This is a genomic window from Erwinia sp. 009765445, assembly GCF_058137865.1.
The window spans coordinates 1-25,083 of sequence record NZ_JBYUWC010000022.1; the positions used below are offsets into that span (position 1 = coordinate 1).

Genomic DNA, 25,083 nt, shown 5'->3' on the forward strand with positions numbered 1-25,083 from the left:
GAGCGGTAGTTCAGTTGGTTAGAATACCTGCCTGTCACGCAGGGGGTCGCGGGTTCGAGCCCCGTCCGTTCCGCCACTTTACATTAAGCCCTGAGTCTTATGACTCAGGGCTTTTTTGTCTGTCCCGCAAACAGTCATAACCATCGATCAGATTATCTGGTCCCGGATTTATCGCTGTTCCGCAGGGCCCGGTATAACTTGTTTTCAAACCTTATTAGCATGCTCTGATTGAAACCCGGCCTTAAAGTCCCTATAAATGAATGACAGTATCAATCCAGCATCAAGTTAAGGCCAGGCGGTAAAGTGCGAAAAAAGACCTATGCCATGAGATATGTAGCAGGACAGCCAGCGGAGCGTATTTTTCCGCCTGGTGCCATGCTGCACGTCGGCAAGGCTCTGCCGCCCGGCGCACCGCTGACTACCGAGTCCTCATTGAGGGTACTGGTGTGGAACATTTTCAAACAGCAGCGCGCTGACTGGCTGTCAGTTCTGCAAAATTTTGGTAAGGATGCCCATCTGGTTTTACTGCAGGAGGCGCAGACCACCCCTGAACTGGTGCGTTTTGCCACTACAAATTATCTGGCTGCCGATCAGGTTCCGGCATTTGTCCTGCCTCAGCATCCTTCCGGCGTGATGACGCTGGCCTCTGCCCATCCCGTTTATTGCTGTCCCCTGCGCGAGCGTGAGCCGTTATTGCGGCTGGCTAAATCCGCGCTGGTGACGGCATATCCTCTGCCGAATGAGCAGATGTTGATGGTGGTAAACATCCATGCCGTTAACTTCAGCCTGGGGATCGATGTGTACAGCAAGCAGCTGGGGCCGATTGGTGAGCAAATTATTCATCATCAGGGGCCGGTGATCATGGCGGGAGATTTCAATGCGTGGAGCCGCCAGCGTATCAATGCCTTATACACTTTCGCCCGTGATATGGGGCTGGAAGAAGTAAACTTTACTGACGATCACCGGCGCAAAGCCTTTGGTCGTCCTTTAGATTTTGTGTTTTATCGCGGAATGGGTGTGGCAGAAGCCTCCGTCCTGGTTACCCGCGCCTCCGATCACAATCCTCTACTAGTCGAATTCAATCCCGGCAAGCCTGCGCTTCTTTAGGGAATGTCTGGCCTGCCGCCACTCACGGGCAGGCCAAACCATCGTTCTGCCCATACTCACTCTACAGGCAAAGGAAACAGAGATATGGCAAAGCATCATCATGACAACGTCGATCGGCAATTTGGTGAACAGGCCAGTGCCTACCTGAGCAGTGCCGTGCACGCCAGCGGTCGGGACCTCGTCCGGCTGGGAGAAAGACTGTTTGCAGAGCCGGAAGCGGCGGTGCTGGATTTGGGCTGCGGTGGCGGCCATGCCAGCTATGTGGCGGCTCAACATGTCAAAAGCGTGGTGGCTTACGATCTCTCTGCCAAAATGCTGGAGGTGGTGGCTGAAACGGCCAGAGAGCGTGGTTACACGCATCTCACCACCCAACAGGGCTACGCTGAACAGCTGCCTTTTGCTGACCAGCAGTTTGATATCGTCATCAGCCGCTATTCCGCACACCACTGGCATGATGTGGGCCGCGCACTGCGTGAGGTTAAGCGGGTGCTGAAGCCAGCAGGCAAAGTCATCTTTATGGATGTGAATGCGCCAGGCAACCCGGTACTGGATATCTGGTTACAGACGGTAGAGGCATTACGCGATACTTCGCACGTTCGGGATTACCCGCCTGGAGAATGGCTGACGATGTTTACGGAAGCAGGCTTGGCTATCAGCGCTATTCAGCACGATCGGCTGGAACTGGAATTTCGCAGCTGGGTAGAGCGGATGCGCACGCCAGCGGTAATGGTGGAGGCGATCCGCGCTTATCAGCAGTCGGCATCTGATGAAGTGCAGCACTACTTTGCGCTGCAGCCGGACGGTAGTTTCAGCACCGACATCATCTTTATCGAGGCTTTCAGGCCCTGAGCCAGCATAGCGGCCCCGCAAGGGCCACTATTTCACCAGAGCAATCGCCCGGATCGGCGAGGCAGATGCCCCTTTGATTCTCAGCGGCAGCGCGATAAAGGTAAATTCTGTCGGCAGGGTTTTCAGATTAGCCAGATTTTCCAGAATCAGGCATTCCGCTCCCAGCACGGCCAGATGCGCGGGATGTGCCTCATTGCTATAGCGATCCAGCGACATAGCGTCCGTACCGAAGACTTTCACGCCTTTACCAATCAGGTAATCAGCCCCTTCGCCTGACAGCCCCGGCCAGTTAGCTAAAAATTCTGCCTGATGCGGACGGCAGCGCCATTTCTCATCATAGCCGGTGCGGAAAATTACGATATTTCCAGCCTCTATTGCGCCATGCTCTGCTTCCCAGCCCTTAATCATCTGCAGGCTGATATCGCTGTTGGCGTCCAGATGGGACATATCCAGACAGCGCCCACGTCCGGTCAGCTGGCGGACATCGATTTGCTCAATGGTTTTTCCGCCCTCGATAAAATGTGCCGGCGCATCCACATGGGTGCCGCAATGGTCACCCAGGCTCAGCTGGCAGTTATAGTTACCGTCTCCGGCGACGTAATCCTCCGCACGATTGCAAAAGAACTTCCCGTGGGTTGGCCAGACCGGCATAAATTCCTCATAGAGATGATTCAGCTCAATCAGGCGGTGCTGCTGAAGTAGTGAGACCAGGTCATTTGTCATATCAGGCCTTTTGGACGTTAACGGTTTCTTTGATAAACCAGAGTGGCACACAGGAGAGCACCAGCACGCAGGCGATCACCAGATAGTGCACGGTAAAACCGTAAGTGTGAATGATCCAGCCGCTGACCGGGGCAACCAGGATACCGGCGATGCCAACCGCCAGGCCAATCATCAGGCCCATACTGGAGGCGGCGGCACGTGGCGATGAGTCGATCAGCAGCGCGTAGGCAACCGGATAAGGTGAGTTACGGAACAGGCCCCAGAAAATCAGGATTGCCCAGCCCAGAACGGCTGAGTGGATAAAGATGCACAGCGCTGCTGCCAGGATCCAGCCAGCAATAATAAAGCCGAGAGAACGCTTACGGCCCTTCACGTCGGAGAAGCTCCCCCACAGGATCTGCCCAATCCAGCCGGTCAGTCCTGAAGCCCCGGAAATAATCGCGGCGGTGGAAAGGTTCAGGCCCACTTCACGTGTCAGCTGCAACGTCAGGAAGTTGGCTATGCCCATCTCCGCCCAGGTAAATCCGAAGATCAGCAGGATGGCCAGCTGGCAGTTACGATTCTTCAGGCAGGAGGCGACGTTAGACCAGATCGAAGCCTTCTCCACCGTTTTCTGTAAAGACTCCGTCACCGGCGGTGTAAGCTTGTTCTCCACGATCCAGTCGTTGACCTTCTGGTGATTCTTGCGGGTGCCCAGGATCAGCTGAGCGATAAGGATCACCAGACCAATCATTGGGATAAACAGAAATGCTTCGCGCCAGGTGGCAAAGGCCAGAATGGCGGCAATCAGGATCGGGCCGATAAACTGACCCAGAGGGAAGCCTGTGTGGTGCACGCCAATGGCAAAGCCGCGGTTTTCTTTCTGCCACCATTCGCCGAGCAGCGCGACGTTAATCGGTTCAGAGCCGCCGGTGCCCATGCCCATTGCCACACGCAGTGCCTGGAATGCACCAAGGGACTTACAGAATGCCGTAGCCACACCGGAGATAATCTCTACCAGCACGGCCACACACCAGCTGTAACAGCGTTTGTGGCCGGTTCCTACCCAGTCTGAAAAAAGCCCGAACAGCACCGCTCCGGTCAGCGTGCCGACAAAGCTGAGTGAGTTCAACCAGCCTGCCTGTACCTCGCTAAGATGGAACGAGGTCATGATGGCCGGGAGCAGGGTAGGAAGGATAATCCTGTCGATAGAGTTCATCAGGATCGCCAGGGTGGTGATAACCAGCATCCACCAGGAGAGCGGATGGGCACGTGGCAGAAAACGCATCAGTCCGCGCTGTGCTTCTCCTGCCTGTGAAGCTGTATCCGGCCTTTGCCGGGCCAGTTCAGATGAGGGGATAGTCATACCCGGTGCCTTTTAATGGGTTCTTACCAGTACGCCCTGCACGTTCATCCGCGAAGGAACGGTACGCCCTGTTATTGAATTGTTTTTTTTATTAGGTGTTGTGATCAAAAAATAAACACCCAGGTAACATTAGGGATCAAATGTACTACCATACAAGATGGATGTTGCCATTAAGGGATCCGGATCACAGTTGGTATCGGGTAAGCGTGTCTGGGATCACAGAATGACCCACAGGAGAGGGAACAAAGGCTGGGTTAAGGGCATAAAAAAAAGCCAGTCCTGAGACTGGCTTTTTATCGGTCTGAAGACGTTTTAACTGTCCGGAGTGCTGGTGTTACTGACAAACAGCGTCAGTTTGTCACCAGGTTGAAGGTTTGCGATGTCACCGTTGTTCCAGCGCATCAGGTCCTTCATATTGACTCCGTGACGTTTCGCGATGCTGGCCAGAGAATCACCTTTGCGTACTTTATAGGTGATGCTGTTGCCATTATCGGCCAGTTTGGTGGCATTGCCGCTACCGCCCAGGCTCAGCGTCTGCCCCGGTTTGATATTGCCGCCGCGAAGATTATTCGCACGCTGCAAATCTTTCACCGAAACGTTCAGGCGTTTCGCAATTCCAGACAGAGTATCGCCATTGCGCACTTTGTAGGAACCTGCCGTCGTATTGCTGGCCAATGCTGTTGGCTGCACGGCAGCGATATCGCCTGTTGCCAGCGAATTACGCAGCTGCGCGACGTTTGACTTCGGTACCATAATGTACTGAGGACCGCCTTTTGGCGCCGTCGCACCGCGTTTGTAACCCGCGTTAAAACTTTTCAGTTTGCTCAGTGACATGCCCGACATTTCTGCCGCCTGCGTCAGCTGAATCTGCTGACCTACTTCCACTCGTGCCAGAGCACGGGCTTCGTTAGGTTCCGGCAAACGCACGCCGTAACGCTTGTTGTTCTTCAGGATATCACCCAAAGCCAACATTTTTGGCACGTAGACCGTGGTCTCGCGTGGCAGCGACAGATGCCAGAAATCCGTTGGTTTCCCGCGGGCTTTATTGGCTTTAACCGCCTTCATCACACGTCCTTCACCGCTGTTATACGCGGCGATGGTCAGTAACCAGTCCCCGCCAAACATGCCGTTCAGGCGCTGCATCATGTCCAGCGCGACCTTGGTAGAGGCGACAACATCACGACGCCCGTCATACCACTGGTTCTGCTTCAAACCGTAGTTACGCCCCGTTTGCGGTACTATCTGCCAGATACCAGCGGCATTGGCAGCAGACGTTGCATGGGGGTCAAAAGCGCTCTCCACTATGGGTAGCAGTACCAGTTCCATCGGCATCTTACGTTTCTTAATCTGCTCGACAATCCAGTACATATACGGCTCTGCCCGTAATGTTACATCGTGGAGATAGCTCTTGTTTCTCAGATATTTTTGTTTTTGTTCGCGTATCCGGGGGTTATCCGGAACCTTCATCTTCAGCTCGTCGCTAATGAAATTCCACAGATCCTGTTCCTGCGTAAGGCTGGTTCCATCATCCTGCCAGCGCGGTGACAATAAACGGTCTGCGGTTTTACTAGTTTCACTTTGACTTGCCGAAGACAAACTCTGTGCATGCTGTTCCGGATCGTTAGCGTCGTGTCCTGACGCCTGACAACCTACCAGCAAGACTGAGGCGAGTAATATCGCTTTAGCCTTCATGTGTGTGTCATAGTTCGCTTAAAAGACGAGCAACTATACGTGGTCGTTTTGCGCAACACAACCTGAAAAATTAAAAATGGTCTTTCTTCTCGCGTAGAGTTGCAAACACTTGCCATTCATGTTGTGGAGATGTTTCATAGCCGATATTTTTTTGTAATTCAGTATCTTGCGTTCGCAAAAATACATTTATTTTCCGCTCTAAAGCCAGCTTTGTGGGCACCGAAACGCCGTTTTTTGCGCGTAACTCCTTAATTTCATGATAATAGCGTTCTATCTCCACATCCTGCGGCAAAAGGGCGTGGGCAAACTTCAAATTGGATAACGTATACTCATGTGCGCAACAAACCAGTGTTTCTTCGGGTAGATTGTTAAGTTTTTGAAAAGATTCAAACATCTGCACTGGCGTTCCTTCGAATAACCTGCCACAACCACCCGAAAATATAGTGTCACCACAAAAAAGGTAAGGGAAACTAAGATATGAGATATGTCCTAAAGTATGCCCAGGGGTAAGAAAAATACTAAATTCTAGCCCCAAAACAGCCACTTTATCTCCCTCACTGACGATGTGGGTAGCCCCTTTATCTTGCGTTTCGCCTGGGCCATACACCACAAGATGGGGGTGTTTTTCCACCAGTTCTTTCACGCCGCCAACGTGGTCGTGATGGTGATGAGTGAGAAGAATCGCTACCGGTTGCCACTGGTTTTTTGCCACTGCTGCAAGGACCGGAGCTGCTTCGCCTGGATCGACAATCAGGCATTCGCCCCGATCGTTATTAAGTGTCCAGATGTAGTTGTCCTGAAGTGCCGGAATACTGGTAAGATTCATCATCGCCTCTGGATTGCCCGAAATGGAAAGAAGATGGTAAAGCATGAAGCCCGCTAAAACACGCCAAATTCGTCACGTGCCTCAATCCTGGTCAGAGATACCCTGGGGTGAATTTTATCGCGATGCGCTGACGCAGCACCTGCAGCCCCGTCTCGATAAAATGTACGGTTTCCATTTGCTGAAAATAGGTAATCTCAGCGCGGAGATCGACACTGAAAACTGCGCAATCTCACATCAGGTCAACGTAGGGTTAAGCGGCAATGATTTGCATGTCAAAGCCGACCCGATGAGCCTGCCTTTTGAATCAAAATCCGTTGATGCCTGTCTGCTGGCACACAGTCTGGCATGGAGTAGCGATCCACACCGTATTCTGCGTGAAGTGGATCGGGTATTGATCGACGATGGCTGGATGATTATTAGCGGCTTCAACCCGTTCAGCGTGCTGGGAATGGGCAAGCTGATCCCCGGGCTTCACCGCCGCGTTCCGTGGAACAGCCGAATGTTTACCCAGATGCGACTGATGGACTGGCTGAGCCTGCTGAATTACGAAGTGGTACAGCGTACCCGTTTTCAGGTGCTGCCGTGGAACCGGCAGGGGGGCAAGGTGATCAGCACCCATTTTCCGGCGCTGGGCTGCCTGAGTATTATCGTAGCGCGCAAGCGAACCTTCCCGCTGATCATGAATCCGGCGAAGAAGGCCGCTGTAAACAGAAGGCTGAGCCCGGCTGTGGGCGCAACCAGGCAGTTCCGCTCGTGCCAGCGCCATCAGGATTCGGACTGATAGCCCACATCTTCAAAATTGGGGCTGCCAGCCGCAGCCCGGGCTAATTCGTCACAGCGCTCATTCTCGGGGTGGCCCGCGTGGCCTTTGACCCATTCCCACTTTATCTGGTGGTGACTGAGCGCAGTATCGAGTCGCTTCCACAGGTCGACATTCTTTACTGGTTTTTTGTCGGCCGTTTTCCAGCCGCGCTTCTTCCAGTTATGGATCCAGCTGGTGATCCCCTGGCGGACATACTGGCTGTCGGTGCTCATCACCACTTCACATTGCTCTGTCAGTGCTTCAAGCGCGACAATGGCCGCCATCATCTCCATGCGATTATTGGTCGTTAAGTAGTAACCTGCGCTGAAGGTTTTTTCGTGTTTGCCGTAGCGCAGAATCGCGCCGTAACCGCCCGGGCCGGGGTTGCCAAGACAAGAACCGTCGGTGAAAATTTCTACCTGCTTAGGCATCTCTGGTAGACTCCCTGCTGAAAAACGCCAAGTCTGACATAAACGGGTCCTATGAGCACAGTAAATACCACACGGCAGATCGTACTCGATACTGAAACAACCGGCATGAACATGATCGGGGTCCATTACGAGGGCCACCGCATCATTGAAATCGGTGCCGTGGAAGTGGTGAACCGTCGCCTGACGGGAAACAACTTCCATATTTATCTGAAGCCGGATCGGCTGGTGGATCCGGAAGCGTTCGGCGTCCACGGCATTGCCGATGAGTTCCTGGCAGATAAGCCAACTTTTGCCGAGATAGCGGACGATTTTATCGCTTATATCGACGGTGCGGAGCTGGTGATCCATAACGCCTCGTTCGATATCGGCTTTATGGACTATGAATTCGCCAAACTGGGGCGCAACATTCCCAAAACGGACACCTTCTGTAAAGTCACCGACAGCCTGGCGATGGCGCGTAAGATGTTCCCCGGCAAACGCAACAGCCTCGATGCGCTCTGCTCACGCTATGAAATAGACAACAGCAAGCGAACGTTGCACGGCGCACTTCTTGACTCCGAAATTCTGGCGGAAGTGTTCCTGGCGATGACCGGTGGGCAGACTTCACTGACTTTCTCGATGGAAGGGGAGCGTCAGGAGCAAAGCAATGGCAACACTATCCACCGTATTGCCCGGCCGGCTTCCGGCCTGAGGGTTGTTGCGGCTTCGGCAGAGGAAGTTGCCGAACATGAATCCCGGCTGGATCTGGTGATGAAAAAGGGCGGCAGCTGCCTGTGGCGGGCTTAAGTGTCTAAAAATGGGCAATAAAAGCTCGGTGAGGTGAAAAAACACGCACTTGCTCTTAAAGGCGTATAAAAAGCATTGACGACCTGGACGCCTGCCCGTAATATTCGCCCCGTTCCCGACGGGGAACATCGGTGGAGCGGTAGTTCAGTTGGTTAGAATACCTGCCTGTCACGCAGGGGGTCGCGGGTTCGAGCCCCGTCCGTTCCGCCAAGCATTCAGAAAGCCTGATTCAGCAATGAGTCAGGCTTTTTTCGTTTCAGGGCCTGCCAGCCTGGCGTTGGCCCCTCCAGTCCTTTCATTCACGCCCTTTTCAGTGAAGCATCATTGACCAGATGCACTTTCACTGCCTGCTCTTCCAGGCAGTGAAAGTGCTCGGCCTCGATTCCCCTATCAGTGACAACATGCTGAAACTGATGATTCAGCGCCAGTGGGTAGGGGTGGATTCGCCCAAATTTGGAGGAATCGGTCAGGGCAATGGTTTCAATACCTTTGTCCATCACCGCATTGATGGTGTCACAGCGCAGCATATTCTTGCCAGTAAACCCGGTATCCGCATGCCAGCCATCCACGCCAATAAATGCTTTCTGAAAATGGATCTGTTGCACGCAAGCCCGGGTCAGCGGGCCGACTACTGATTCACTGCCTTTCTGATACAGGCCACCGAGAATAATCACCTCACAGCGAGCTTCCTTCAGCAGCCCGGCAATAAAGTGGCTGACCGTGACGATGGTCAGCGTTTCATTATCGGCAAGCGCCCGGGCCAGCAGGGCATTGGTGCTTCCCCCTTCAATAAAGACCGTTTCTCCCTCGCTGACCAGCGAAGCGGCATAGCCTGCCAGCGCCTTTTTCAGCGTGAAATGGGTCTGCATTCTGGTGCCGACATCATCCTGGCCAACAGAATGGGCGAAGCCGTGCGCTCTCTTTATATAGCTGTTGCGCTCCAGCGTGGTCAGATCCTGACGAACCGTCACCTCCGAAACCTGGGTAAGCTGGGCCAGCTCGCTGACGCTGACCGTGCCGCGGTCATTTACCAGCTGAACAATTTGCAACTGTCTGGAATTGATCATCTGTTCACAAGCCCGGTACGCCGAAGGTTTTTAACCACTCCTGCTCAAATCTTTCCACCGCAGCGGTGACCGCGGGAGTGTGGATGATCTGCTCTGCGACATCCAGCGGCAAGGTAACTGACTGGCAACCGGCCAGCAGACAGGCCATCACCTGGCGAGGCGTCCTGAAACTGGCGGCGAGCACTTTTGCGCCGGGCGCATGCAGGCTCAGAAGCTGCTGTAAATCTTTCACGGTCTGAATGCCGTCGCCGCCCTGAGCATCCACGCGGTTAACATACGGGGCAACGTATTCTGCACCTGCCAGCGCTGACATCAGCCCCTGCGTTGCACCATAAACTGCGGTGCCCAGCGTTGGGATCCCTTCCTGTTTCAGCAGATTGATAGCCGCCAGGCCTTCTGCCGTTACCGGCACTTTCACCACCAGATTGTCGATCATGGCACGGAGTTTTATTGCTTCCTCCACCATCAGCTCAGCTTTTGACGCAAGGACCTGAGCAAACAGCCGCCCCTGGCCACCCAGCGCTTCCTGCAGCTCGGGAAGCAGCACATCCAGAGGTTTTTTACCGGCAGCAACAATGCTGGGATTGGTAGTGACCCCGGCCAGCGGAAAAATCCGCGCCAGGCGTTTAACTGCGGTGACATCAGAGGTATCCAGAAAGAGTTCCATCGTTTGTTTCCCGAAATGTGATGAGTAGCAAATTGATGACAGTATAGCTGCCTCAGCCTCACTTTTATTGTCCGTAATCAATGTCTCTTTCTTTCGAAGGTCATTCAATCTTCGTACGTAATCTGCGGAGGCCGGTCAATGATCTTCAATATCCAGCGTTATTCCACCCATGACGGGCCAGGCATCCGTACCGTGGTGTTTTTAAAAGGGTGCTCGCTGAGTTGTAGGTGGTGCCAGAACCCGGAAAGTTGTTCCCGGCATCAGGAGCTGCTGTTCGATAATCGTCTCTGTCTGCAGGGCTGCGATCTCTGCCAGCAGGCTGCGCCGGACGTGGTGAGAAAACCGGCGGATGAATTGCAGATTGCCCGGCAGAGGATCGGGGCTGAGCATCTGATCGCGCTGGCGAACTGTTGTCCCGCTCAGGCGCTGACAGTATGCGGTGAGGAGAAAACGGCAGAGGAGATCCTGACCGTAGTCAGACGCGATAAGCCTTTCTATTGGCGTAGTGCAGGTGGGATGACGCTCTCCGGTGGCGAACCTTTTATGCAGCCGCAGCTGGCAAGGGATCTGTTGCGCAACAGCCATGAGGAAGGCATTCACACTGCGGTGGAAAGCTGCCTTCATGTCCCCTGGCATTATATTCAGCTCTCTCTGCCGTGGATCGATCTCTTTCTGGCCGATCTGAAACACATCGATGAACAGAAGTTCAGGCTCTGGACTGACGGCTCGGCAAGAAGAGTGATGGAAAATCTGCGGAAAGTGGCGGCCACTGGCAAAGAGATGATTATTCGCGTGCCGCTTATCCAGGGCTTCAATGCCGACCAGGAGTCGGTGAAGAGCATTGTCGATTTTGCCGCAGATGAGCTGCACGTCAAAGAAATTCACTTCCTGCCCTATCACACGTTGGGAAGGAACAAATATGCGTTACTCAACCGGCCTTTCCTGGCACCGGATTTGCCGCTCGACTGCCCTGAAATCCTGCAGTTCGCGCAGTCATATGCCGGGCATAAAGGTCTGGCTGCGACCTTAAGAGGATAAGATGATGACCCAACTGAAGCTCAATACCTTAAGCGCCAGAACTCAGGCACACAAACAGGCGCTGATCCGCATTGATAAGCCACCAGTTTGTACCGAACGAGCGTGTCATTACACTAAAATTTATCAGGAAAATATGGATAAGCCGCTGCCTGTGCGGCGGGCGATGGCGCTGGCTTATCATCTGGCAAACCGCACCATCTGGATCAGGCACGATGAGCTGATCGTCGGCAATCAGGCCAGCGAAGTGCGTGCAGCGCCGATCTTCCCTGAATACACCGTGTCGTGGATTGAGAAAGAGATCGACGATCTGGCGGATCGTCCCGGTGCGGGGTTCTCGGTCAGCGAAGAGAACAAAAGGATCCTGCATGAGATCTGCCCGTGGTGGCGGGGTCAGACCGTGCAGGATCGCTGCTACGGTATGTTCACCGATGAGCAGAAGGCGCTACTGGCAACGGGGATCATTAAAGCGGAAGGTAACATGACTTCCGGGGATGCCCATCTGGCGATCAATTTTCCGCTGCTGCTGGAAAAAGGGCTGGCGGGGATGCAGGAAAAGGTGGCAGAGCGCCGTTCCCGCATCAATCTAACCGGGCTGGAAGATCTGCATGGCGAGCAGTTCCTGAAGGCGATTGAGATCACCCTGCGGGCAGTCAGCGATCATATCCATCGTTTCGCGGCACTGGCGAGGGAAATGGCGGTGCAAGAGAGCCGCCCTGAACGGGAGGCTGAGCTTAATGCAATAGCAGAAAATTGCGATGTTATCGCCAGCGAACCACCCAAAATGTTCTGGCAGGCGCTGCAACTGTGCTACTTCATGCAGCTGCTGTTGCAGATCGAATCCAACGGGCACTCGGTCTCCTTCGGGCGGATGGATCAATATCTTTATCCGTGGTATCGCCGTGATGTGGAGCTGGAGCAAAAGCTGGGGCGTGAACAGGCTATTGAGCTGCTGCACAGCTGCTGGCTGAAACTGCTGGAAGTGAACAAAATTCGCTCCGGCTCGCACTCCAAAGCCTCGGCAGGCAGCCCGCTGTACCAGAATGTCACCATCGGCGGACAAAATCTGCTGAATGGTAAAGCGGTGGATGCCGTGAATCCGCTCTCTTATGTGATTCTGGAGTCCTGTGGCCGCCTTCGCTCAACCCAGCCTAACCTGAGCGTGCGTTATCATGCCGGGATCGGCGATGACTTCCTGGATGCCTGCGTGCAGGTGATACGTTGTGGCTTCGGCATGCCTGCCTTTAATAATGACGAGATTGTTATCCCGGAATTTATCAAGCTGGGTGTGGAGCCGGAAGACGCTTATCAGTATGCCGCGATTGGTTGTATCGAAACTGCAGTGGGAGGCAAGTGGGGCTATCGCTGCACCGGGATGAGTTTTATCAACTTCGCGCGGGTGCTGCTGGCCTCGCTGGAAGGGGGACGCGACGCGACCAGTGGTCAGGTGTTTCTGCTACAACCAGAGGCGCTGTCAGCCGGTAATTTTGAACACTTTGATCAGGTAATGGCGGCATGGGATCGGCAGATTCGTTATTACGCGCGGAAATCGATTGAAATTGAGTACGTGGTGGACACGATTCTGGAAGAGAACGCCCACGATATTCTCTGCTCGGCGTTGGTGGATGACTGTATTGAACGGGCGAAGAGCGTGAAGCAGGGCGGCGCGAAATATGACTGGGTTTCCGGTCTGCAGGTTGGCATTGCCAATCTGGGGAACAGTCTGGCCGCGGTGAAAAAACTGGTCTTTGAACAGGGCGCGATAGGGCAGAAAGCGCTGGCGGAGGCACTGGCGAGTGATTTCGACGGGCTGACTAATGAGCAGCTTCGTCAGCGACTGATTAACGGCGCACCGAAGTACGGTAATGATGACGACCAGGTGGATATGCTGCTGGCACGGGCTTATGAAACTTATATTGATGAGCTGAAGAATTATCATAATCCGCGTTATGGCCGGGGGCCGATTGGCGGGAACTATTATGCCGGAACCTCCTCAATTTCGGCTAACGTGCCGTTTGGTGCGCAGACCATGGCAACGCCGGATGGCCGTAAAGCGAAAACGCCGTTGGCGGAAGGAGCCAGTCCCTCTTCCGGCACCGATCATCTGGGGCCAACGGCGGTGATTGGGTCAGTGGCGAAGCTGCCTGTCGGGTCGATTCTGGGCGGCGTGTTGCTGAATCAGAAGCTGAATCCCGCCACGCTGGATAATGACGGTGACCGTCAGAAGCTGATGATGCTGCTGCGCACCTTCTTCGAAGAGCATAAGGGCTGGCACATTCAGTACAATATTGTGTCGCGGGAGACACTGTTAGCCGCGAAGGAGCGTCCGGAAGAGCATCGGGATTTGGTGGTGAGGGTGGCCGGATATTCCGCTTTCTTCACTGCGTTATCGCCGGATGCGCAGGATGACATTATTGCGCGTACCGAGCATATGCTGTGAGGTGTTCATAAAGGCATAAAACAAGTGCCTGCGCGGGGAACACGGCTGCTCATAAAAACGCAAAAGCGCCGTCCATGGCAGCCCGACCCGCACCGTCCATGGTGGGGGACGCTTTATTTCCGGTTCTATTCTCCGCGCTTCATGTCAGGAGTTGTTTGCCCGGATCAGCGCTTTTGCACAGCAACCTTGCCGCTGTAACTCTGCGTGCTGGCAACACGATCTTCCCGAGCAATCCAGCGATAGCAACCTGCCGACAGGCCCGCACCGATAAACCAGCTGAAGTTAGCCACCTCATGCAGTGACGGAATAAAGCTGATCACCAGGCCAATCAGCACCGAGGGTACCAGCGCCGCTATGGCTTTCGGGTTGAAGCCGCCGCGATACCAGTATTTCCCTTTTGGTGTGTCATCAAACAGGTCATCCACAGAGATCTGGCTGCGTTTGATCAGGTAGAAGTCACACAGCAGGATACCGAACAGAGGACCAATAAAGGCACCCAGCACGTCCAGCGTGTAGTGAATCAGCTCTGGCGACTGGAACAGGTTCCAGGGGGTCAGCAGCACTGAACCCACTGCGGCAATCATCCCACCGGTACGGAAGCTGATTTTCTGTGGCGAGCAGTTGGAGAAGTCAAAGGCCGGAGAAACGAAATTCGCCACGATGTTAATACCGATAGTGGCGGTAATCATCGTCAGCAGGCCAATTGCCACGGCCAGATCGCTGCCCACACGGCTGACAGTTTCGATCGGGTCGGTGATCATCTTGCCAAACAGTGACTGCGTGCCGGAAACGATCACCACGGTAACGATGGAAAACAGCAGGAAGTTAAACGGCAGCCCCCAGCGGTTACCGCGACGGATTTCACCCATGCTCTTACCGTAGCGGGAGAAATCGCCGAAGTTCAGCAGCGGGCCGGAGAAGTAAGAGACAACCAGTGCCGTGGCGGTAATCATCTCCCACACCTGCTGACCGCCGCTCAGCTGCTTGCTGGCCAGCGTCAGTGAAATACCGTCGAAGCCGGTCTTGTACACAATCCATCCTGCCAGGGCCAGCATCACTACGTAGACCGCCGGACCAGCCACATCAATAAAGCGCTTGATGGCGCTCATTCCGTGCCAGAACACCAGCGCCTGAGCGAACCACATAATGCCAAAGCAGATCCAACCCAGCTGCGACAGGCCCAGCCAGGAAGCCTGGGTCATCGAAGCCAGCGACGGCCAGAACTTAAGCGATACCAGCATCAGCGCGTTGGCGGCCAGATAAGTCTGGATACCGTACCAGGCGAAAGCAATCAGGCCGCGGATCACCGCCGGGATATTGGCGCCGAACACGCCAAAAGCCTGGCGGCAAATCACGGCATAGGGTACCCCAGCCATCTGGCTGGGTTTGGCCACCAGGTTAGCGCAAATCTGCACGATACAGATCCCGACCAGCAGGCACAGCAGCACCTGCCAGCTGGCAAGTCCCAGCGTAAAGAAGCTGGCGGCCACCACATAGCCGCCCATACTGTGTACATCAGACATCCAGAACGAAAAGATGTTGTACCAGCTCCAGGTCTGGTCACGGGTTGGTGCCAGATCTTCATTGCACAGCCGCGGGCTGTAGTTGGCATTGGCAGCAGCCGACGCCGGAGAGACTTTCTGACTATTTGGCATGAAACCTGCTCCTCTGAATTCACCTAAACACAAACTGGGTTGATGACGTATTGCAGGATCCAGGCCAAAACGTTATTTCATGTATACAAAAGTAAAGAAACATGTGTACGATTTCTTACGGATCTGTTGTTTACCGGAGTAGGGAATGAAGAGTGAAACCGGCCTGAGAACGGCCTCTGACCTGACCGACAAGGACGAACCTATCTATCAGGCGCTGATGACGGCGATAGTGGAACATCAGCTGCCACCGGGCAGCAAACTGCCGGAAGAAGCGCTTTCTGAGGTTTTTGGTGTCAGCCGTACCGGCATTCGCAAAGTGCTGCAACGCCTCGCCGCAGTGCAATTAATTGTTCTTGCGCCCAAACGTGGTGCACAGGTGGCTACGCCTTCAGTGGAGGAAGCACGGGACATCTTTCGCACGCGGGCGTTGATTGAATGCGCCAATCTGCCAGAGGTACTGGCGCGCTGTCAGTCCACCCATCTGGTGGCGCTGGAGAAGCTCAACCGTCAGGAACAGCAGGCTCATGAAGATCATGATGGCCCGGCTGCTATCCGCCTTTCTGCCGCTTTTCACATACAGCTTCAGGCTATCTCCGGCAATCAGGTACTGACGGAAATGGTTACGCGCCTGGCTCAGCGTTCTTCTCTGGTGATTGCCGCTTACGGCGCGCCGTGGCAGCAGGGATGCCGCTGTGATGACCATGACCGCCTGATCGATTTGATCAGAAAAGAAGAGCCGGAGCCGCTGGCTGAAGCCATGCGGCAACATTTTGCGCATATTGTGGCCAGTCTGCACTTTGAACGCGGTGGCGAAACGCTGCCGGATTTCGCCAGATTGTTCGCAGGATTTGCAGTGAAAACGGGAGTGCAGCCATGACGGCTAAGCAGATAGTGCAGGTAATCAATCCCAACACCAGTGTGGCGATGACGCGAACCATTGGTGAAGCCGCCCGCGCCGTGGCAGGGCCTGCAACCGAAATCCTGGCCGTCTGTCCTTCGCAGGGCGTGCCTTCCATTGAAGGGCACTTTGACGAGGCGATTGCTGCTATTGGGGTACTTGAACAGGTTAAAGCCGGGCGCGAACAGGGGGTTTGCGGGCATGTCATCGCCTGTTTTGGCGATCCGGGGCTGCTCGCCGCTCGTGAACTGGCGCAGGGGCCGGTTGTCGGCATTGCGGAAGCCGCGATGCATATGGCGACCATGGTGGCGACACGCTTCTCCATCGTCACGACGTTGCCAAGAACGGTGATTATTGCACGGCATTTGCTACAGCAGTATGGCTTGGAACATCACTGCGCCGCACTGCACGCAATCGATCTGCCGGTGCTGGCACTGGAAGATGGCAGCGGGCTGGCACAGGAGAAAGTGCGTGAAGGTTGTATACAAGCAAAGCATCATGATGGCAGCGGAGCCATTGTGCTCGGCTGTGGCGGAATGGCCACGCTTGCCCGTGAGCTGACTCTGGAACTGGGCATCCCGGTAATAGATGGCGTGGGTGCTGCAGTAAAAATGGTGGAATCGCTGGTGGCACTGGGTTTATCAACCAGTAAACATGGCGATCTGAATTACCCTATTCGAAAAATGCTGTCGGGTCAGTTTGAGCGCCTAAACTGAGGGAGTTAAGTCGGCCCGACAACAGGACTTTGACCATGAATGATGCCGTAGAGAAAAAAGAGTACAGCTTCAACAAAAACTACCCGCGTGACCTGATAGGTTACGCCGGGAATCCCCCGGATGCTGCATGGCCAGGGAAAGCAAAAATCGCCGTGCAGTTCGTGCTGAACTATGAAGAAGGTGCGGAAAACAACGTGCTGCATGGTGATGCCGGTTCTGAACAGTTTTTATCGGATATTATTGGCGCAGCCAGCTATCCCGAGCGCCATATGTCGATGGATTCCCTTTACGAATATGGTTCACGCGCCGGTTTCTGGCGCATTCATAACGAGTTTCAGAAGCGCGGCCTGCCGCTGACCATGTTTGGCGTGGCAATGGCACTGGCCCGTCATCCTGAAATTGTTGCGGCGATTAAAGCTGCTGACTATGACGTGGTCAGCCATGGCTGGCGTTGGATCCATTATCAGGCGATGGATGCGAAAACCGAGCGCCAGCATATGCAGCAGGCGGTGGACACGCTGAGCGATCTGTTTGGTAAAGCACCGACCGGCTGGTACACAGGTCGCGACAGTCCGAACACCCGCCGGCTGGTGGTCGAGCAGGGCGGGTTTACCTATGACAGCGACTACTACGGAGACGACCTGCCATTCTGGTCGCTGGTGACCTGCCAGGATGGTACGGTGAAACCTCACCTGATCATCCCATACACGCTGGAAACTAACGACATGCGTTTTGCTACGCCGCAGGGATTCAACACGGCTGAGCAGTTCTATACCTATCTGAAAGACAGTTTCGATGTACTGTACGAAGAGGGCGAAGCCTCGCCGAAAATGATGTCGATAGGAATGCATTGCCGCCTGCTGGGCCGGCCGGGACGTTTCAAAGCGCTGCAACGCTTCCTTGACTATATCCAGCAGCATGATGACGTGTGGATCTGCACCCGCCAGCAGATTGCCGAACACTGGATTAAAACGCATCCTGCACCTGCAGTCTGATAATTTCCTGAAGGCTATTTATTTTTCTTAAAAAAATAGCCTTTTTCAGTAAAAATAATTTTCCGGTTATTTCCAGGATTGAACAGTCAGGTTGTATGTGCATATGTTTTAATCGCTATGGTAAAATAAGATTGTTTTGGATTTGCACACTGTTTTTATAAGGATGTTACTGATGGGATTAATTCGTTTGTTAACCGGATTGTTTTTTATTGTTGCTATTTCGACTTCCTGCAGTACAATAACTCTTGCTTCACAAGGTTCATGGGCTGGCCAAATTATTAACTTTACTGGCTCAATGCCTGATAGTGCCGAAGGATATAAAACGTTGGTTTATCCTATTAAGGTTTTATCAGGAAAAAAAGAGAAGGGGTTTTATTACTCACAATATGTCTTTTTTACTCATGGTGGGACCGGTAATGGCGCTTACTATATGGGAATTCAACCCTGGGGCGACAATCAGGCTAAAGTTATCTTTTCTGTCTTTGGTCCCAATGTCGTCAGGCAGGATGATAAATGTACTTCAGAAGCGGATATGAAAAGTGGCTCAAGCTGTGCTGCCTTTATGCCCTTTGAATATGATGTTGAATACAAATTTATCGCCACCCTGGCCAGTTCCTCCTTATCCGGAAATATTTGGGAAGGGTACGCCGTTAATACTGCCAGTAATGAAGCGCATCGGATAGGTTCGTGGAAAACACCGGCAGCATGGGGCTTACTTTCAGGGAACAGTATCGGGTTCATTGAACATTTTCTCAGAGTGGAGAACTGTGCCTCTCTTCCCGCTACTACCGCGCTCTTTGGGCCTGGTGTGGGAAGTAGATCCTCCAACGAATCGGTTACCGGAAAATTGAATATCGCTTATTCGGCTATTTCTGACCCTTGTAAGAAGAAGCTACCTTTTAAATCAACTATTCAGACTGACGGCAGCCTGTTGGTCGTTCAGGACAAAGGCATGAACTGATATTTTTCAAAGCCTTAGGTTCTACATTGTCCTTTTTTCTTCAATTTTCCCGGGCAGAATATGGCCGGACAAGGAATATTTAAACCATGTTAGCGATTGACTGGAGTTTTATCGACAGGGTTGTCTATATCAACTTAAAAAAAAGAACTGACAGAAATGAAGCGATGCAAAAGGAACTCGGCAGGGTCGGAGTGCCAGAGGAAAAAATTGTTCGCTTTGAGGCTGTTGAACGAGAAAATGGCGGCATGGGTTGTACTCTGTCCCATGCCGGTGTTTTAGCGATGGCAGAATGTAATCAGTGGCCGAACGTACTGATCCTTGAAGATGACATGATGTTCAACGAAGATGATGAATCCTGCAGGCGAATAAACGATTTTTTTTTAAATTTGCAGGGTGTGCCGTGGGATGTGGGATTTCTTTCAGCTAGTTACTATATTATCAAAAAAATAAAACAAGGATTTTACAAAGTTGAATTTGCTTACCTGGCCAATAGTTACCTGGTTAACCGGCCTTACTACAAGAGACTGATGCGGAACTTTCATGAATCCGCCGTTATGCAGCAAAATGGTGTTCCCTATGATAAATCGAGCCTGGATTATCACTGGTTACAGTTAATGGCTAAAGATCGATGGTACGGCATTTATCCATGTTCGGGCTATCAAAAACCGGATATAAGTGACATCGAAAAAAAGATGATGGATCGAATGGATAGTTTTACTCGTCATATTGATGAAATAAAAAAGTATGGTTCATTTTGATGTTGTGTTGATTTTTTTATGAAGTGTATTAGCTCAGACCTGATCTGACAGTTACCGGTTATTTATACAGGTATCTGTCAGATTACATCTGGCTTAAATTCTTCTCAGCCCAGATGCGTTTTCCATCAAGTAATGTTTCCATCGGCGTCCGGCCACAGCACATTTTCCCCTGATGGGGTCGCTCATTATTATAGTGAGCCAGCCATTCATCAAGATCCGATTGTAATGTATCGAGTTCGCCATAGAGTTTCTTGCGGAACACTACCTGATAAAATTCCTGCAATATCGTCCTGTGGAACCGTTCGCAGATGCCGTTTGTCTGCGGCGACATTGCTTTGGTTTTAGTGTGGTCGATATCATTTATTGCCAGATAAAGCTGGTAATCATGCTGCTCCACTTTGCCGCAGTACTCTGTGCCCCTGTCAGTCAGTATTCTCAGCATTGGCAGGCCCTCAGATGCATAAAATGGCAACACGCGATCATTCAACAGATCTGCCGCTGTAATCGGCGTTTTAGTAACATACAGCTTGCAGTGCGCAACCTTCGAGTACGTATCAACGAACGTCTGCTGATAAATACGTCCGACACCTTTCAGGTTGCCCACGTAAAACGTGTCCTGAGAACCCAGATAACCCGGCTGCGCGGTTTCAATTTCGCCACAGGCCTCGTCATCACTGGCTTTGCGTTCCAGTGCGGCGATCTGGCTGTCAGTCAGTTCGATACCCTCACGAGCCACTTTTTCTTCCAGTGCTTTCAGACGCTTTTTGAAGTTTTCAAGATTGTGGCGTAGCCAGACAGAGCGGACACCACCTCCTGAGAGAAAAATGCCCTGTTTACGCAGCTCATTGCTGGTCCGGTACTGACCATGTGCAGGGAACGCGACAGCATAATCAACAACAGCCTGTTCAGTTGCGTCGTCGGTACGATTTTTGAGATTGGGAGCGCGTCGGCTGCGGTTAATCAGCGCGTCCACACCGCCTTCATCAGCCAGTTCGCGATAGCGGTAAAATGTATCACGGGAGACACCCATGATTTTACAGGCTTTAGATACGTTGCTGAGTTCTTCAGCCAGATTGAGCAAACCGGTTTTGTGTTTTATGACGGGATTGGTAGTATGAAGCATGAGAGTTACCTTGTGTTTTGTATAAGGATTCGACACCCATATCAAAACCGGTAACTCTCAACCTTTCAAGGTCATATGTCAGATCAAGTCGCGACTAATACATATGAAGTTTGAAGTTTGAAGTTTGAAGTTTGAAGTTGATCGTAATTCTGTGTTTTTTCTTCTTCTGTTAAATTCCATTTTCCACCCCGAAATCTGACTGTCATTCCCTTACCAAATTTCTCAATTGTGATGAACTTCAATAAATAGCCGAAGTAATGTCATGTTTGGCCCATTTTTTTAAATTAGCCTCCGACAAAGATTGTTTTTTAACTTTTCTCTCGTCGCGTCCAGGATAGGCACATCAATGACAAGGCAGGAGCCGAAACCTGATGGATGACATTATTAACCGGGAAAATATTCGTCTGCGGATCGAAGTCAGCAACTGGCGGCAGGCGATTACCGCTGCAGGTGAACTGCTGGTCGCCAGCCAGTACAGCTTTCCTTCCTACACGGCAGAGATGATTAGCGCGGTCGAGACGCTGGGGCCGTATATCGTGGTGGCCCCAGGCATCGCCTTTGCCCATTCCCGACCTGGCCCGGCGGTGATCAGGACCGGCATCAGTATGGTCACTCTGGCACAGCCGGTCTGCTTCGGGAATGAAGAGAACGATCCGGTGCAAATTGTTTTTGCCCTGTGTGCGACCGATAAAAACAACCATATCCATTTGCTGGCCAGATTAGTGAGCTATCTGGATGACGAAGAGAACCTGCCTTTTTTAAAACGGTGCGATGACGCAGAACAGGTGTATCGCGCTATTAATCATGCAATACCGGGAGAATAAAAATGAAAATTGTCTGCGTGTGCGGCATGGGCCTGGGCTCCAGCGTCATTGCCAAAATGAACATTGAGCAGGTGCTGAAAAAAATGCAGATCGAAGCTCAGGTGGATACCTGTGATGTCGGCAGTATCCGCAGCATCAGCGCTGATGTCTACGTCACCACCCGCGAGCTGGCGGTCACCATGCCAGAAGAGCTACAGGCTAAAACACTGGTGCTGACCAATTTTGTGCGCAAAGTGGAGATTGAAAGCAGCCTCGGCAATTTCCTGAAGGAAAAGGGATTATAAAAACGTTCTGGAGAAGAACATCATGAAAGACTTCGTCGGCTTTATCATCTATCAGATACTGGACAAGGCCCCGCTGTTTCTGGGATTGATTGCGCTAATCGGGCTGCTGCTGCAGCGAAAAAAGGCTACAGAAGTTATTGATGGAACAGTGAAAACCATCGTCGGGCTGTTGGTGTTGACTGTGGGATCGGGGACGTTGCTCAGCTCACTGACCCCGATCATGGATAAGCTCAACAGCATGCTTAATATTCAGGGTGTACTTCCCGCTAACGAGGCGGCCTTTGGGGTGGCGATGCTGCAACTGGCTAACGACGTGACGCTGACCTTTATTCTTGGCTTCCTGCTGCACCTGTTTTTTATCTTCATCGTGCCGTTCCGGCGCTGCAAAAACGTCTATCTCACGGTGCATATGCAACTTTTTCTCGCCACATTTATGGTGCTGTCGCTGCCTGGCGTGTTGGGGATTAAAGGTATGCCGCTAATCGTGACGGGAGCGGTGCTTTGTGCCCTGTACTGGACGCTGACGCCGGCAATCACCCGTGTGCTGGCACAGCAATTTGTTGGTGACGATCTGACGCTCGGGCATCATCAGCAGGCGGGAGCCTGGCTGGCAAGCAGGATTGCGCGCGTGGTCGGTAATCCTTTGCAGGATGCCGAAGTGCTGAAGCTGCCGGGCTTCCTGTCGATGTTTCGCGATAACACCCTTTCCCTGGCTTTCCTGATGCCGCTGATCTTTCTCGGTATTGGGTTGTCAGTGGGGCAGCAGGGGATCAGCGAACTCAGTGGCAAAACCAACTGGCTAGTCTGGCTGTGCATGCAGGGGCTGACCTTTACCGCCGGGGTGGTGGTTCTGCTGGTGGGGGTGAGGATGTTTATCGGCTCTGTGGTTCCCGCTTTTAAGGGCATTTCCGACCGCCTGCTGCCGGATGCGGTTCCGGCGCTCGACTGCCCGGCACTGTTCCCCTATTCACCGACTGGAGCAATGCTGGGCTTTATCGCCTCAGTGGCCGGAGCCTTACTGGTTATGGGGGCCACCATCGTGTTTAACAGTGCCATCATCGTTTTTCCCAGCCCGATAATCATGTTCTTTGATGGCTGCACCATGGGGGTATTCGGCAATAAATATGGTGGCTATAAGGGTGCGCTGGCTGCTGGCCTTATTACCAGCCTGATTGCCCACGCGGGGATTATCCTGCTCTATCCGCTAATGGGGCCGCTGTTTGGCTCAGGGCTGATGTTCTCCAACATCGACTTTACCCTGATTTTTTTACCGCTGTTATACCTGCTTAAATTGATTGGCACGGCTTTCGGGCTGGTGCTGTAAACCATGGAGGGAAAAATGAAAATACAACTGGCTCTGGATCTGCTAGACCGGCAGCAGGCTTTAACTGTGGTCCGTGAGGCGGGCGCGCAGGTCGATATCATTGAAGTAGGCACCTCGTTACTGAAACTCTGCGGCATCTCGATCGTCGGTGAAATCAGAGCGATCTTCCCCGATAAACCGCTGTTTCTGGATATGAAGATCATTGACGGGCCGGAGCGGGAAGCCACGCTGATGGCACACTGTCGCCCGGACTACTACTCAATGCTGGCAGTCGCCAGCGACACTGCCGTAAGCAAAGTGCTGGCTATCGGCAGGAAGAATCAGGCACAAGTGGTGTTCGATCTGCAATCGGCCAGCGATCCCGTGCAACGTGCCGTCGAGCTGAAGGCGCTTGGAGCGACACTACTGTGCGTGCATAAAAATGACGACTGCGGCGACGATCCCCGGGAAGCTTTCCGGGAGCTTATTGCCGTCCGCGCCGCAACAGGATTGCCGGTTGCACTGGCGGGAGGGATCTCCCTGGAGAGCATCGGGGAGATCCAGCAGCAGCTTGCTCCGGAGATCGTTATTGTCGGAGGAGCCATTCTCAACGCCGCTGACCGTGCCCACGCCGCCAGCGCATTTCGAAAAATCGTCTCAGGAAAAAGGACATCAGCATGAGCAATATAAAAGAGATCACCCGCGAATCGTGGATCCTCAACACTTTTCCCGAGTGGGGAAGCTGGCTGAATGATGAGATTGCGGCAGAGCAGGTGGCAGCCGGTTCGGTGGCGATGTGGTGGCTGGGCTGCGTCGGGTTATGGGTAAAAACGCCCGGAAACGCCAATGTCTGCATCGACTTCTGGTGTGGTGCCGGCAAACGCCGCAAGGATCTGCCCGCCATGAAACCCAGCCATCAGATGGCGCGGATGAGCGGTGCCCGCATCGCCCAGCCGAACCTGCGTAACACGCCATTTGTTCTGGATCCGTTTGCCATTCGTGAAATTGATGCGGTGCTGGCGACGCATTACCATGCCGATCATATCGATATTAATGTTGCCGCTGCGGTGCTGCAGAACTGCGGTGAGAGCGTGCCTTTTATCGGCCCGCAGGCCTGTGTGGACTTGTGGGTGCAATGGGGCGTACCGGTCAGTCGCTGCAAGGTGGTGGCACCGGGGGATGTGCTTAAAGTGAAAGACATGGAGATCGTGGTGCTGGAGTCCTGCGATCGTACCATTCTGATCACCGATCCACCGGAGCCGCTGGCCGACTGCGGCTCCGGCGACATCCCGGATATGGATCTGCGTTCGGTCAGCTATCTGCTGAAAACACCGGGCGGCAATATTTATCACTCCGGCGATTCTCACTACTCAAATATGTATGCGCAACACGGGCTGGAGCACAAAATTGACATCGCGCTGGGATCATTTGGTGAAAACCCGATCGGCATCACCGACAAAATGACTGCAGTTGACATCCTGCGTATGGCGGAAGCGCTGCGTACCGAAGTGGTGATCCCGGTTCACCACGATATCTGGAGCAATATGCTGGCCGACTGTAATGAAATCCTGACGCTGTACGCCATGCGTCGCGACCGTCTGCAGTATCAGTTTGTCCCTTTTATCTGGCAGCCGGGCGGGAAGTTTGTTTATCCACGGGATAAAAACCGGCGGGTTTACCAACATCCACGTGGTTTCCCTGATATTTTCGAGGCAGAAACGGACCTGCCATTCCCATCATTTCTCTGAATGGAACCGCCGCCGGTGCCAGCCCGCACCGGCAGTTGAGGGAGAAAG

The 25,083-nt window shown here is 53.1% G+C and carries 24 protein-coding genes, 1 tRNA gene and 1 pseudogene; 17 read left to right on the forward strand and 9 right to left on the reverse strand.

The annotated features are described in order from the left end of the window. Nucleotides 1–303: 303 nt before the first annotated feature. Together AC3Y5R_RS20515 and AC3Y5R_RS20520 are read left to right on the forward strand one after the other, a co-directional pair. A complete protein-coding gene (locus AC3Y5R_RS20515) occupies nucleotides 304–1,107 on the forward strand; it encodes an endonuclease/exonuclease/phosphatase family protein (protein WP_489922870.1) in 804 nt (267 codons plus the stop codon). Between the two features lie 84 nt (nucleotides 1,108–1,191). Beyond that, the gene (locus tag AC3Y5R_RS20520; protein WP_489922871.1) at nucleotides 1,192–1,956 is read left to right on the forward strand and encodes a class I SAM-dependent methyltransferase; all 765 of its coding nucleotides are present in this window, start codon (nucleotides 1,192–1,194) and stop codon (nucleotides 1,954–1,956) included. 27 nt (nucleotides 1,957–1,983) lie between these two features. Here the strand turns inward: AC3Y5R_RS20520 and AC3Y5R_RS20525 are convergent, their stop codons facing one another. The 4 genes from AC3Y5R_RS20525 to gloB form a co-directional block, all read right to left on the reverse strand. Continuing rightward, complete coding sequence (locus AC3Y5R_RS20525) at nucleotides 1,984–2,679, reverse strand: cyclase family protein (RefSeq protein WP_489922872.1); 696 nt, start codon at nucleotides 2,677–2,679, stop codon at nucleotides 1,984–1,986. Between the two features lies 1 nt (nucleotide 2,680). Beyond that, nucleotides 2,681–4,024: an MFS transporter gene (locus AC3Y5R_RS20530; RefSeq protein WP_489922873.1), complete on the reverse strand. Its 1,344-nt coding sequence runs from the start codon at nucleotides 4,022–4,024 to the stop codon at nucleotides 2,681–2,683. Between the two features lie 312 nt (nucleotides 4,025–4,336). Continuing rightward, nucleotides 4,337–5,716 (reverse strand): murein transglycosylase D, encoded by a 1,380-nt coding sequence (gene mltD, locus AC3Y5R_RS20535; protein ID WP_158783463.1) that lies wholly within the window; start codon nucleotides 5,714–5,716, stop codon nucleotides 4,337–4,339. A 70-nt stretch (nucleotides 5,717–5,786) separates the two neighbouring features. Further along, entirely contained in the window at nucleotides 5,787–6,542 is a 756-nt protein-coding gene (gene gloB, locus AC3Y5R_RS20540) for a hydroxyacylglutathione hydrolase (protein WP_489922936.1), read from the reverse strand. Between the two features lie 43 nt (nucleotides 6,543–6,585). Between gloB and AC3Y5R_RS20545 the strand changes: the two genes are divergently transcribed. Further along, complete coding sequence (locus AC3Y5R_RS20545) at nucleotides 6,586–7,323, forward strand: class I SAM-dependent methyltransferase (RefSeq protein ID WP_489922874.1); 738 nt, start codon at nucleotides 6,586–6,588, stop codon at nucleotides 7,321–7,323. Here the strand turns inward: AC3Y5R_RS20545 and rnhA are convergent. Further along, a pseudogene (gene rnhA, locus AC3Y5R_RS20550) lies at nucleotides 7,308–7,882 on the reverse strand (ribonuclease HI). The gene AC3Y5R_RS20545 and the pseudogene rnhA overlap by 16 nt on opposite strands. Between rnhA and dnaQ the strand changes: the two are divergent. Next, nucleotides 7,827–8,561, forward strand: a complete 735-nt coding sequence (gene dnaQ / locus AC3Y5R_RS20555) for a DNA polymerase III subunit epsilon (protein ID WP_158783460.1) — start codon at nucleotides 7,827–7,829, stop codon at nucleotides 8,559–8,561. The pseudogene rnhA and the gene dnaQ overlap by 56 nt on opposite strands. Nucleotides 8,562–8,694: 133 nt before the next feature. Then, nucleotides 8,695–8,771: transfer RNA gene (locus tag AC3Y5R_RS20560), tRNA-Asp, on the forward strand. Between the two features lie 89 nt (nucleotides 8,772–8,860). Here AC3Y5R_RS20560 and AC3Y5R_RS20565 read toward each other — a convergent pair. Then, on the reverse strand, nucleotides 8,861–9,625 hold the full coding sequence (locus tag AC3Y5R_RS20565; protein WP_489922937.1) for a DeoR family transcriptional regulator: 765 nt from the start codon (nucleotides 9,623–9,625) through the stop codon (nucleotides 8,861–8,863). 7 nt (nucleotides 9,626–9,632) lie between these two features. Beyond that, complete coding sequence (gene fsa, locus AC3Y5R_RS20570; protein WP_489922875.1) at nucleotides 9,633–10,295, reverse strand: fructose-6-phosphate aldolase; 663 nt, start codon at nucleotides 10,293–10,295, stop codon at nucleotides 9,633–9,635. 138 nt (nucleotides 10,296–10,433) lie between these two features. Here fsa and AC3Y5R_RS20575 point away from each other — a divergent pair, with 138 nt between their 5' ends. Both AC3Y5R_RS20575 and AC3Y5R_RS20580 read left to right on the forward strand, forming a co-directional pair. Further along, nucleotides 10,434–11,333 carry a glycyl-radical enzyme activating protein gene (locus AC3Y5R_RS20575; protein ID WP_489922876.1) on the forward strand — a complete coding sequence of 300 codons (900 nt, stop codon included), beginning with the start codon at nucleotides 10,434–10,436 and terminating at the stop codon, nucleotides 11,331–11,333. 4 nt (nucleotides 11,334–11,337) lie between these two features. After that, complete coding sequence (locus AC3Y5R_RS20580) at nucleotides 11,338–13,770, forward strand: formate C-acetyltransferase/glycerol dehydratase family glycyl radical enzyme (RefSeq protein WP_489922938.1); 2,433 nt, start codon at nucleotides 11,338–11,340, stop codon at nucleotides 13,768–13,770. 164 nt (nucleotides 13,771–13,934) lie between these two features. Here the strand turns inward: AC3Y5R_RS20580 and AC3Y5R_RS20585 are convergent, their stop codons facing one another. Then, on the reverse strand, nucleotides 13,935–15,425 hold the full coding sequence (locus AC3Y5R_RS20585) for an NCS1 family nucleobase:cation symporter-1 (RefSeq protein WP_489922877.1): 1,491 nt from the start codon (nucleotides 15,423–15,425) through the stop codon (nucleotides 13,935–13,937). 145 nt (nucleotides 15,426–15,570) lie between these two features. On the opposite strand from AC3Y5R_RS20585, the gene AC3Y5R_RS20590 reads away from it, so the two are divergent. The 5 genes from AC3Y5R_RS20590 to AC3Y5R_RS20610 all read left to right on the forward strand — a co-directional run bounded on the left by AC3Y5R_RS20590 (nucleotide 15,571) and on the right by AC3Y5R_RS20610 (nucleotide 19,753). Then, complete coding sequence (locus tag AC3Y5R_RS20590) at nucleotides 15,571–16,302, forward strand: GntR family transcriptional regulator (RefSeq protein ID WP_489922878.1); 732 nt, start codon at nucleotides 15,571–15,573, stop codon at nucleotides 16,300–16,302. Next, the gene (gene hpxA, locus AC3Y5R_RS20595) at nucleotides 16,299–17,039 is read left to right on the forward strand and encodes an allantoin racemase (protein WP_489922879.1); all 741 of its coding nucleotides are present in this window, start codon (nucleotides 16,299–16,301) and stop codon (nucleotides 17,037–17,039) included. Before AC3Y5R_RS20590 ends, hpxA begins: the two co-directional genes overlap by 4 nt. Nucleotides 17,040–17,074: 35 nt before the next feature. Next, nucleotides 17,075–18,034 carry an allantoinase PuuE gene (gene puuE, locus AC3Y5R_RS20600; protein ID WP_489922880.1) on the forward strand — a complete coding sequence of 320 codons (960 nt, stop codon included), beginning with the start codon at nucleotides 17,075–17,077 and terminating at the stop codon, nucleotides 18,032–18,034. A gap of 172 nt (nucleotides 18,035–18,206) precedes the next feature. Continuing rightward, nucleotides 18,207–18,995: a DUF3472 domain-containing protein gene (locus AC3Y5R_RS20605; protein ID WP_489922881.1), complete on the forward strand. Its 789-nt coding sequence runs from the start codon at nucleotides 18,207–18,209 to the stop codon at nucleotides 18,993–18,995. A gap of 86 nt (nucleotides 18,996–19,081) precedes the next feature. Further along, the gene (locus AC3Y5R_RS20610) at nucleotides 19,082–19,753 is read left to right on the forward strand and encodes a glycosyl hydrolase family 25 (RefSeq protein ID WP_489922882.1); all 672 of its coding nucleotides are present in this window, start codon (nucleotides 19,082–19,084) and stop codon (nucleotides 19,751–19,753) included. Nucleotides 19,754–19,835: 82 nt separating this feature from the next. Here the strand turns inward: AC3Y5R_RS20610 and AC3Y5R_RS20615 are convergent, their stop codons facing one another. Further along, a complete protein-coding gene (locus AC3Y5R_RS20615; RefSeq protein ID WP_489922883.1) occupies nucleotides 19,836–20,876 on the reverse strand; it encodes an IS481 family transposase in 1,041 nt (346 codons plus the stop codon). A gap of 371 nt (nucleotides 20,877–21,247) precedes the next feature. Between AC3Y5R_RS20615 and AC3Y5R_RS20620 the strand changes: the two genes are divergently transcribed. The 5 genes from AC3Y5R_RS20620 to ulaG are packed head-to-tail and all read left to right on the forward strand — an operon-like array spanning nucleotide 21,248 to nucleotide 25,035. Continuing rightward, nucleotides 21,248–21,700 (forward strand): PTS sugar transporter subunit IIA, encoded by a 453-nt coding sequence (locus tag AC3Y5R_RS20620; RefSeq protein WP_158783451.1) that lies wholly within the window; start codon nucleotides 21,248–21,250, stop codon nucleotides 21,698–21,700. Between the two features lie 2 nt (nucleotides 21,701–21,702). Continuing rightward, nucleotides 21,703–21,984, forward strand: coding sequence for a PTS sugar transporter subunit IIB (locus AC3Y5R_RS20625; protein WP_489922884.1), 282 nt, complete (start codon nucleotides 21,703–21,705; stop codon nucleotides 21,982–21,984). 22 nt (nucleotides 21,985–22,006) lie between these two features. Further along, entirely contained in the window at nucleotides 22,007–23,308 is a 1,302-nt protein-coding gene (gene ulaA / locus AC3Y5R_RS20630) for a PTS ascorbate transporter subunit IIC (RefSeq protein ID WP_489922885.1), read from the forward strand. 15 nt (nucleotides 23,309–23,323) lie between these two features. Then, nucleotides 23,324–23,968 (forward strand): orotidine 5'-phosphate decarboxylase / HUMPS family protein, encoded by a 645-nt coding sequence (locus AC3Y5R_RS20635; RefSeq protein WP_489922886.1) that lies wholly within the window; start codon nucleotides 23,324–23,326, stop codon nucleotides 23,966–23,968. Then, the gene (gene ulaG / locus AC3Y5R_RS20640; protein WP_489922887.1) at nucleotides 23,965–25,035 is read left to right on the forward strand and encodes an L-ascorbate 6-phosphate lactonase; all 1,071 of its coding nucleotides are present in this window, start codon (nucleotides 23,965–23,967) and stop codon (nucleotides 25,033–25,035) included. The genes AC3Y5R_RS20635 and ulaG overlap by 4 nt, the downstream gene beginning before the upstream one ends. Nucleotides 25,036–25,083: the final 48 nt, after the last annotated feature.